Raw genomic sequence first — 10,062 nt, forward strand, 5'->3', positions numbered from 1 at the left:
CCCCTGCCGCCTCCCTCACCCTCCCTCATCCGCGAAAGCCGAGGAGTGCCCCGACGTGAAGCTCCACCGTGACGAACTGACCCCGCAGATGCAGGAGTACGCGCGGTTCGACGACCGTGGCGAGGCCCGCTATCTGCCCTACCTGATGTACTTCCACCGCGCCGACTACCGGTCCTCGGTCATCAACACCGACCGGGCGGGCTTCCGGATCTCGCACGGCCCGGACGGGGAGACGGCGTCCGCGGCCGGGCGCGTGCCCGCCGGTCCGGTACGGCTGATCTCCGGCAGCTCCACCGTGCTGGGCATCGGCGCCACCAGCGACGCCACCACCCTGGCCTCGCAGCTGTGGCGCAAGCACGCGCCGTCCGCGCCGTGGCTCAACTTCGGCGGCCGGTGCTACAACTCCACGCAGGAACTGCTGCTGTTCACCCTCTACCGCCATCTGCTGCCCGAGATCGAGGAGATCGTCGTCTTCTCGGGGCTCAACGACCTCACCGTCGGCCGGCTGCCCGAGTGGCAGCAGGGCGACCACGGCGCGTTCTGGTTCTGCGGCGAGTACTTCGACGCGATGGAGGAGCTGCGGGAGAGCAACCGCAAGGCCGCGGCCGGCAGCAAGCTCCTGGGCCGCCGCGCCGAGCGCCGCCGCACCATCTCCACCCACGACGACGTCCGCCGCGACATCCCGGCCGTCATCGACTCCGCCGCCGAGCTGACGCTGCGCCACCTGGACAGCTGGCGGCGGCTGGCCGGACCGTCGGCCCGGCTGACGTACGTGCTGCAGCCGATGGCGCTGTGGATGCGGGACCGGCACGCGCCGCAGGAGCAGCTGCTGTTCGACGAGATCGACCGCATCTCCAAGCTGGGCACCTGGGAGGCGCTGTACGGCGACATCTCCCGCAAGGAGGTCGCCCGCGCCTTCTCCGACAAGCTCCAGGCCGGCTGCGAGAAGCTCGGCATCCGCTACGTCGACCTGAACCCGGTCGTCGCCGAGGCGGTCACCGAGCGGGACTGGATCTACGTGGACCGGGCGCACTACACCGACCACGGCTACGACCTGGTCGCCCGCATTCTCGCCGAAACGCTCGGCCTTTCCTGACCCCCTTTTTTCCTCGAAAGCAGGCGATGACGCATGTCCCTTCTGCGCAAGCTCGCGGATCTGTTGTTCCGGCGCAAGAAGCGCGCCAACCGCAAGAACGACGCGTCCATCTATCCCATGTTCTGAGCGAATTCCCCGGCAGACAGGTCTTTCGAAAGGAGAAGGATGTACGACGACGGCGGCCCCGCCCGGGCCGTGTACGCGTACGCCGCCGACCCCGAGGCCTCGGTGCCGGACGGCGGATTCGTCGAGGCGGCCCGCGCCGCACTGCGCCGGCCGGCCGTCGCGGACGGCCCGCTCGACGACCTCGTGGTGCGGGCCGCCGACTGGGCGGCGGCCGAGGGCAAGCGGTTCACGGGCCTGCTCGACGCGGGGCACCGGGAGGGCCGGCCCGCAGGGCACGAGGAGGTGCTGGTGCGCCGGGCCGTGCTCGGCTGCGCCCCGCTCTCCCTCGTCTCCGGTGCCTGGCTCCAGTGGCTGAGCGCGCCCGGCGACTTCGAGGTTCCGGTGGTGCTGCGGATCCTCGCGCTGTACGCCGACGACGTGGGCGCCGGGCATCCACACGCCTCCCGGGGCAGCGCCTTCCTGGAGCTGCTGCGCCGGCTGCGGCTGGCCGAGCACGCGGTCCCGGCGGCCCGGCTCACCGGTGACCAGCGCGTACCCGAGTCCGCGTTCGTCCTGCCCGGCCTGCTGCTGGCGATGAGCAGGCGGCCGGACGAGTTCCGCGGCGAGCTGCTCGGCGCCGACCTGTGCCTGCGCACGGTCGGTCTGCTGCCCGCGCTGACGATGGTCCGGCAGGCCCGGCCGGCCGAGTGCGACTGGGACGCCGTGGATCCGTCGGTGCCCCGGCAGGCAGGGGCGGAGCGGCCGGACCGGCAGTGCCGGGCCCTGGTCGACGAGCTGGTCGAGGCGGAGGGCGACCGGGCCGCCGCGGCCGTGCGGCGCGGCTTCACCGGGACGCTGGGGGCGCTGCGCGAGTGGTCCGAGGCGCTGTACGCGGAGCTGGTCGCGGCCGGTGACCCGGCGTTCGACATGGCGGAACTGATGCGGCAGCGCTCCCGCGAGGGCGCCGTCTACCACCACCAGTTCCAGCTGGAGGGCAAGCCGCTCGCCCGCTGGCTCGCCGAGTGCCGCACCGACGCGGGCCCGCTGCTGGACGCCCTGGCCCGCAGCAAGCTCGTCAAGCCGGGACGGTCCTCCGCCAGCGCGCTGGTGCGGGGCCTGGTCGGCGAACGCGGGCCGATGTTCCGGGTGTTCTCCCCGGAGGACCTGAACGTCATCCGGCGGTGGATCGACTCGCTGCCGGCGACACCGCCCGAGGCGGAGGACGCCGCCGCCGGGAGCCCGGCCGGTGCGCCGGCCGCGCCCGCGGCGCCCACCGAGGTGGCCGCCGCCCTCCGGGCCGGCCACCGCACCCCGGGCCGCGCGCCCTCCTCCGTGCGCGAGGCCTACCACCTGCTGATGCGCCGCACCGACACCCCGGCGCTGCGCTCCTGGGCCACGACGTATGTCGCCGGCTGGCTGGCCCGGTCGCGGCACGGCATGGACGAGCGGACGATGCCGCTGCCGGCCCGCTGGGGCCGGGAGGGGCTGCGTCCCTGGTTGCAGGAGCGGCACGACCGGCACGGGGCGGAGTTCGAGCAGAACGCGGAGGTGCCGCTGCCCTCGCGGGAAGCGGTGATCGACGACACCGTGCAGACGGCGCCGCTGACCCTGATAGACGGCAGCTGGCTGCAGGGCTTCACCGACTACGAGCAGGCGTCCTCGGAGATCGGGCACTCGCTGTTCGAGACGTACTGGGACGAACTCGGCAACGGGGAGCCCCGGTTGAACCACCCGCTCATCTACCGTGACGTCCTCAAGGAGATGGGCGTCGACCTGCCGCCCACCGCCTCGGCGGAGTTCGCCCGCTGGCCCGGCTTCCGGGACGAGTCGTTCGAACTGCCGGTGTACTGGCTGTGTGTCGGCAGGTTCCCGAGGACGTTCCTGCCCGAGGTGCTGGGGCTGAACCTGGCGATGGAGCTGTCGGGGGTCGGCGGCACCTACCGCAGGGCCCGGCTGGCGCTGAAGGCGTACGGCTTCAGCACGCGCTTCGTCGACATCCACAACACCATCGACAACGTCGCCACCGGACACTCCGCGTGGGCCGCGGACGCGGTGGACACGCTGATGGCCGCCCTGCCCGACACCCCCGGCCCCGGCGGCCGTGCGGAGACCTGGCAGCGGGTGCGGGTGGGCTACCGCTCGCTGAACCCGCCGAGCGGCGTGGGCGCCCGGCTCGCCGCCCGCCGCGGACGCCTCGCGGGCAGGCGGGGATGAGACCGCGCACCCCCAGGGCCGCGCGCGCCGCGGCCATCCACCGTGCGGCCCCGGGGCCGCGCGTGACGGGGCTCCGCGTCCCAAGACCCGCGCCCGATCGCAAGCAACCCATCCCGCCCACCGATTCCGTGGAGGAACACAGCGGTGTCTGACCTGATCCTGGGAGTGTCGGCCTTCTACCACGACAGCGCCGCGGCGCTGATCGCCGACGGCGTGCCGGTCGCGGCCGCTCAAGAGGAACGTTTCAGCAGGCGGCGGCACGACCCCTCCTTCCCCGCGGCGGCCATCCGCTACTGCCTCGACGAGGCGGGCGCGACGCTGGACGACGTCTCCGCCGTCGCCTACTACGAGGACCCGAAGCTGAAGTTCCGCCGGGTGTGGGCCACCTTCCTCGGCGCCGCCCCCACCGGCTTCGCGTCCTTCCGCGAGACCCTGCCGTCCTGGCTCGGTCCCGACGGCAAGCTGCGCACCGCCGACCGGGTCCGCGCCGAGCTGGCCGGGCTGGGCCTGGGCCGGGTGCCGGAGCTGTCCGTGCGCCGGCACCACGAGTCGCACGCCGTGTCGGCCTTCTTCCCGAGCCCCTACGAGTCCGCGGCCGTGCTGTGCATCGACGGCGTCGGCGAATGGGCCACCACCACCCTGTGGCACGGCCGCGGCACCGCACTGACCCCGGTCGCGGAGATCCGGTTCCCGCACTCGCTGGGCCTGCTGTACTCGGCGTTCACCTACTTCTGCGGCTTCAAGGTCGACTCCGGCGAGTACAAGTTGATGGGCCTCGCCCCCTACGGCAAGCCCCGCTACGCCGACCTCATCCGCGAGCAGCTCATCGACATCAAGCCGGACGGCTCCTTCCGCCTGGACATGCGGTACTTCGAGTACCTGCGCGGCCAGGTGATGACCGGCAAGGGCTTCGAGAAGCTCTTCGGCGGACCTCGGCGCACCCCCGAAGGACCGCTCACCGAGCGCGAGTTCGACCTCGCGGCCTCGGTGCAGGCCGTCACCGAGGAGGTCGTGCTGCGGCTGGCGCGGACCGCGCGCGAACGCACCGGCGAGTCGAAGCTGTGCCTGGCCGGCGGTGTCGCCCTCAACTGCGTCGCCAACGGCAAGATCATCGACGCGGGGATCTTCGACGAGGTGTGGATCCAGCCGGCCGCCGGTGACGCCGGTGGCGCGCTCGGCGCGGCCCAGGCCGTCGCCATGGAGCGCGGGGTGCGCCGCGACCACCCCGCCACCGGGCGCGACGCGATGCGCGGCTCGCTCCTCGGCCCCGGCTACGACGACGAGCAGATCGCCGCCTACCTGGAGTCCCACGGCATCCCGCACCAGCGGCTGGACCCGGAGACGCTCGCCAAGGAGGTCGCCGAGGGACTGGCCGAGGGGAAGATCGTCGGCTGGTTCCAGGACCGCATGGAGTTCGGGCCGCGCGCCCTGGGCGCCCGCTCGATCATCGGCGACCCGCGCAACCCGGACATGCAGTCCACCATGAACCTCAAGATCAAGTTCCGTGAGTCGTTCCGCCCGTTCGCGCCCGCCGTGCTGGCCCCCGACGCCACCGACTACTTCGACCTGCCGCAGGAGAGCCCGTACATGCTCGTGGTCTCGCAGGTCGCGGCGGCCCAGCGGCTCGACGCCGACAGCGCCGGCGCGAGCGGACTCGACCTGCTGAAGGTGCACCGCTCGACCATCCCCGCCGTCACCCACGTCGACCACTCGGCCCGGGTGCAGACGGTCACCGAGCACAGCAACCCCGCCTATCACCGGCTGCTGACCGCCTTCAAGGCCCGCACCGGCTGCCCGGTGCTGGTCAACACCTCCTTCAACGTGCGCGGCGAGCCCATCGTGAACACCCCGCACGACGCCTACACCTGCTTCATGCGCACCAACATCGACATGCTCGCGCTCGGCAACTTCCTGCTGGAGAAGAGCGCCCAGCCCGCCTGGTCGGAGGAGCACGACTGGCGCGCCGAGATCCCGCTCGACTGACCACCGCCGCTCCAGACGCCCCACGAACCCCGGCACCCGTCCGGTGTGCCGGGAGAACGGACCGCCATGCGCACCTTCCTGCTCTTCCTCGTCTACTGCCTGGTCGTGACGCCCGCCGGCCTGGTGAGCCGGATCGTCAAGGACCCCATGGCCCGCCGCCGGCCCGCCGGCACCGAGACCTACTGGACCGCGCCGACCCCGGCACAGGCTCGCTGAACGGCGAGCTGCCAGGTGCGCGCACGAACGATGGGAGACCCACGATGACCAGCTTGCTCCAGTTCGCCCGGCACCGCATCGACGACAGCGTCCGGGACCTGCTGGACAAGGAGATTTCGGAGCGCGTCTCGGAGACCCGGCTGGACTCCGACCTCGACGACGCCATCCTCGCCGGCATCGGCGCCTACGCGCTCAGCCGCCACCTGCCCGGTGACGTGCTGCAGAGCATCCAGGTGTTCACCGCGGCCGCGCGGCACGCCCTGGTGCTGTCCAACCTGCCGGCCCAGGACTTCCCCGCCACCCCGGTGAGCGGCTTCGGGAACGAACCGGAACTGGCCGTCACCAACGCCATCCACCTGGGGCTGATCCGCCTGATCGGCTGCACGCCCTTCGCCGTCGCCTACGAGAACGACGGCCACCTGATCCGCAACGTCGTCCCCAACCCGGCGGCCTGCGGCACCACCAGCTCCTGGGGGGCCGACTCGGAGTTCTTCTGGCACTCCGACAACCCCCACCAGCCGTTCGGCCGGCCGGGCTCCGACCCGCGCCTGTACACCCCGCCGTACCTGACCTTCTACGCGGTGCGCAACGAGGAGCAGGTGCCCACGGAGATCGCCGCGCTGGACGACGTCATGGTGCGCCTGGACGCCGAGACCCGGCAGATCCTCCAGACGCCCGAGTTCGAGGTCGGCGCGCCCGACTCCAACGACGGCGGGGCCACCGGCCCGCTGCGCGAGGCCGCGATCATCGAGCCCGACGGCACCGGCCGGCACCGCGTCCGCTACGACCGCGGCACCACCAGCGGCAGCACCGACCGCGCCCGGGCCGCCCTGGAGCGCTGGTCGGAGACCCTGACCACGATCCCGGCCGCCGAACTCGTCCTGGACACCGGCGACTTCATGATCTTCGACAACCACCGGGTGCTGCACCGCCGCAAGGCCTTCACCCCGCGCCCCGACGCCACGGCCCGCTGGCTGCGCCGTTGCTACGCCGCCTGACCCCGGCCACTTCCACCACCCGCACGAAGGGAACCCCATGAACACGTACCGCGTGGCCGTCGTCGGCGGCCGCCCGGCTCCGATCGCCGGCGCCAAGCAGCTCGGCATCGATGTCGTCCTCGTCCACGAGGAGGGCGCGTACGACCCGGCCATCGCCGAGCACTGCGAGCGCATCGTGCACGCCCCGATCGCCGACGGGCAGGCCGTCCTCGACGTACTGAAGCCCCTGCACGACGAGCGGCCGTTCGACCGGGTGCTCACCACCACCGAACCGGCCGCCGAGTCCACCGGGTTCGTCGTGGACGCGCTCGGACTGCCCGGCGTCACCGAGGCCACCGCCCGCGCCCTCAAGGACAAGGCGCTCACCCGCGCCCTGCTCGACAAGCATGGCCTGAGCCCCGTCCGCTACCGGATGGTGGAGAGCGCCGCCGACATCGCTCGGTTCCACGCCGAGGTCGGCGAGCGGATCATCGTCAAGCCGGTCGACGGCGTGGCCAGCCTGCACATCCACCCCGTCGACTCCCCGGAGGACGCCGAGCGGGCCTGGGAGGCGCTGCGCGCGGCGGACATCACCGGGATCATCGCCGAGGAGTACCTCGACGGTCCCGTGGTCAGCGTGGACTCCTTCTCCTACCAGGGCCGCCACCTGCCCATCGGCTACTCCGAGTACCGCATGAACGAGCGGTACGTCGAGTGGGAGGTCAGCACCCCCAGCCGGTACGCCCGGCCCTGGCTCGCCGAACTGCGCGAGCTGACGCCGAAGCTGCTGGACGCGGTGGGCCTGACCGAGGGTCCCTCGCACAGCGAGTTCGTGCTGACCGAGAAGGGCCCCCGGGTCCTGGAGTCGCACGCCCGGCTGGCCGGCAGCGGCGCCCCCGAGCTGGTCCGCCGCGCCTTCGGCCTGGACCTGAACCGGATGTTCCTCACGGTTCCGCTCGGCATCGACGAGCTGCCCGCCACCTCGCCCGAGCCGCTGGGCGGCGCCGCGGTGCGGTTCTTCACCCCCGAGCCCGGCACGGTCACCGCCGTGGAGGTCGCCGAGGACGCCGCCGACGAGGTGCGCACGCTCCCCCAGGGCGAGGTGCAGTACGTCTTCCTGCCCTACCTGGACGAGTTCCGGGACACCGAGGTGGCCACGGTGATCGGCAAGGGCGTCGGCGAGACCGTGCCGCCGCTGCTCACCGTCGCCGACTGCGTGTCCGGGTACGCCATCGCCTCCGGCCGGGACGCCGACGACGCCGTGGCCAAGACCGAGGCCGTCAACGCGAAGATCCGCTTCGAGACGCGCTGAGCACACCGTCCGCCGTACCGGTCCCGCTTTTCCGGCCGGGCGGCCGGGCCCCGCATCCGCCGGCGCCCGGCCGTCCGGCCCGCCTCGTGCGCGCCCAGGCACCCCCTGGCCGTGACGTCCCACGAGGCCCGGCCGCACCGACCACTGGGAGGGAACCGCTTGTGAACCCCATCGCCTCGACCGTCCCGACGGGCAGCTCCGCATCGGACCCCGTCACCCAGCTGCACTCCGTCCGACAGCTCGTCCAGGAGCGGTACACCGACGAGCAGCCGCTGATCCGGGCCGCTCTCCACCTGATCGACTGCGCCACCGACATCGTCGCCGGACTGCCCGAGCCCGACCTCGACGCCTGCCGCGACGCCCTCGGCTCGGCCCGCGCCGCCGTGGTCTCGGCGACCTACGCCGTGGGCCGCGTGCGCGACCTGGCCGCGGCCGGAACGGAGCACGCGTGAACCGCCACATCGTCATCCTGCACCGCTGGCGCGACCGCCACGCCCACTACGAGGACTACCTCGACCACCGCACCCACCACGTCACCTACGTCACCACCGCCCTCGCCCAGGACTCCGTGCCCGCCGAGGCCGCGGCCGTCCTGGTCGTCCCCGCCACCGACGACACCGCGGCGGTCTGGCGCGCGGTCACCGAGCTGCGCGCCCGCTTCGGCCCGCCGGCCCGGCTGCTCGCCCTCAACGAGGGTGACCTGGACACCGCCGCCGCCGTCCGCGAGCGGCTCGGCTGCGCCGGCCAGACCCCGGCCGAACTCGCCCGGTTCCGCGACAAACTGACGATGAACCGGATCGTCGCGGAGGCCGGCGTCCCGACCCCCCGCTTCGCCGACGCCCCCGACGAGCACGCCGTCCGCGCCTTCGCCGACCGCCACGGCCTGCCCGTCGTGGTCAAGCCGCGCCGCGGCACCGCCAGCCGGGGCGTCGTCCGGCTCGCCGCCGCGGCCGACCTGCCCCAGCTGGCCGCGCTGCCGCCCGAACCACGCCTGGTGCAGGAGTACTGCCCCGACGACATCGTCCACATCGACGGCCTGTGGACGGGCGACCGGCTGGGCCCCTGGCGGGCCTCCCGCTACGTCAACACCTGCGTCGACTTCACCCAGGGCCAGGCGCTCGGCTCCGTCGAACTCGACGACCCCGGACTGCTCGCCGCGCTGGGCGAGTTCACGGCCCGGGTCGCGGGCGCGCTCAGCACCGAGCCGTGGGTGTTCCACCTGGAGGCGTTCGTCGGCACCGGCGCCGGGGGCCGCCCCGCGATCCGCTTCCTGGAGGCCGGCTACCGGGTCGGCGGCGCGGAGATCCCGTTCGTCTGGCGCGAGGTGCACGGCATCGACCTGATGCGGGCCGCCGCCGACATCCAGCTCGGCCGCTCCCCCGAACTGCCCGTCCCCGAGCGCTGGCGCACCGGCGGCTGGCTGCTCGTGCCGTCCCCCGTCCCGGCCCCGTGCCGCGTGCTCGGCCACGAGCTGCCCGACCCGCAGGACCCCGCCGAGGCACCGTACGCCGCCGTCGTCCCCGCCGTCGGCCAGGTCATCCCGCGGGTCGGCGGCTACGAGCACGTCGGCGCCCGGTTCCGCTTCCGCGGCGACTCCAGCGGCGAGGTGGAGAAGGCGGTCCTGCGCACGGCGGCCCAGTTCCGCATGGAGTGCGCTCCCCATCCCGGACATCTAGGCGGAGGCCGCCCGGCATGCGGTCTGGACCGATGAGCGCCGGCGGCCCCACCGCGGCCGTACTCGTCCTGGAGGACGGCCGCGTCTTCCGGGGACGGCCGTACGGAGCGCTGGGCGAGACCTTCGGCGAGGCCGTGTTCTCCACCGGTATGACCGGGTATCAGGAGACTCTCACGGACCCGTCGTACGACCGGCAGATCGTGGTGGCGACGGCCCCGCAGATCGGCAACACGGGCTGGAACGACGAGGACGACGAGTCGGGCCGTATCTGGGTCTCCGGTTACGTCGTGCGTGATCCCGCGCGGGTGCCGTCGAACTGGCGGGCCAGGCGTTCCCTGGACGAGGAGCTGGAGCGGCAGGGCGTGGTCGGTATCTCGGGGATCGACACCCGGGCGCTGACGCGTCACCTGCGTGAGCGGGGTTCGATGCGGGCGGGCATCTTCTCCGGCGAGGCGATCGTCGGGGAGGCGGAGCTGCTGGCGCG

The 10,062-nt window shown here is 73.1% G+C and carries 9 protein-coding genes; all 9 read left to right on the plus strand.

The annotated features are described in order from the left end of the window. Window positions 1-55 precede the first annotated feature (55 nt). The gene (locus tag CCN44_RS31845) at window positions 56-1,096 is read left to right on the plus strand and encodes an Inducer of phenazine A (RefSeq protein ID WP_086701577.1); all 1,041 of its coding nucleotides are present in this window, start codon (window positions 56-58) and stop codon (window positions 1,094-1,096) included. Window positions 1,097-1,261: 165 nt separating this feature from the next. Continuing rightward, the gene (locus CCN44_RS31850; protein WP_086701579.1) at window positions 1,262-3,415 is read left to right on the plus strand and encodes an iron-containing redox enzyme family protein; all 2,154 of its coding nucleotides are present in this window, start codon (window positions 1,262-1,264) and stop codon (window positions 3,413-3,415) included. Window positions 3,416-3,559: 144 nt separating this feature from the next. Further along, a complete protein-coding gene (locus CCN44_RS31855; RefSeq protein ID WP_059253958.1) occupies window positions 3,560-5,398 on the plus strand; it encodes a carbamoyltransferase family protein in 1,839 nt (612 codons plus the stop codon). 66 nt (window positions 5,399-5,464) lie between these two features. Next, window positions 5,465-5,614 carry a hypothetical protein gene (locus CCN44_RS45230; RefSeq protein ID WP_167404050.1) on the plus strand — a complete coding sequence of 50 codons (150 nt, stop codon included), beginning with the start codon at window positions 5,465-5,467 and terminating at the stop codon, window positions 5,612-5,614. A 44-nt stretch (window positions 5,615-5,658) separates the two neighbouring features. Further along, window positions 5,659-6,612, plus strand: coding sequence for a TauD/TfdA family dioxygenase (locus CCN44_RS31860; protein ID WP_059253956.1), 954 nt, complete (start codon window positions 5,659-5,661; stop codon window positions 6,610-6,612). Window positions 6,613-6,649: 37 nt separating this feature from the next. Then, window positions 6,650-7,903, plus strand: coding sequence for an ATP-grasp domain-containing protein (locus CCN44_RS31865; protein ID WP_086701582.1), 1,254 nt, complete (start codon window positions 6,650-6,652; stop codon window positions 7,901-7,903). A gap of 161 nt (window positions 7,904-8,064) precedes the next feature. Next, complete coding sequence (locus CCN44_RS31870; RefSeq protein WP_059253952.1) at window positions 8,065-8,355, plus strand: hypothetical protein; 291 nt, start codon at window positions 8,065-8,067, stop codon at window positions 8,353-8,355. Further along, window positions 8,352-9,614: an ATP-grasp domain-containing protein gene (locus CCN44_RS31875; protein WP_086701585.1), complete on the plus strand. Its 1,263-nt coding sequence runs from the start codon at window positions 8,352-8,354 to the stop codon at window positions 9,612-9,614. Before CCN44_RS31870 ends, CCN44_RS31875 begins: the two co-directional genes overlap by 4 nt. Then, the coding region (locus CCN44_RS31880; protein WP_276329136.1) for a carbamoyl-phosphate synthase domain-containing protein at window positions 9,611-10,062 on the plus strand (452 nt) is incomplete at its 3' end. The genes CCN44_RS31875 and CCN44_RS31880, both read left to right, overlap by 4 nt.

It is taken from the genome of Streptomyces tricolor (genome assembly GCF_002155905.1).
In the GTDB taxonomy this organism is placed as follows: Bacteria; Actinomycetota; Actinomycetes; order Streptomycetales; family Streptomycetaceae; genus Streptomyces; species Streptomyces tricolor.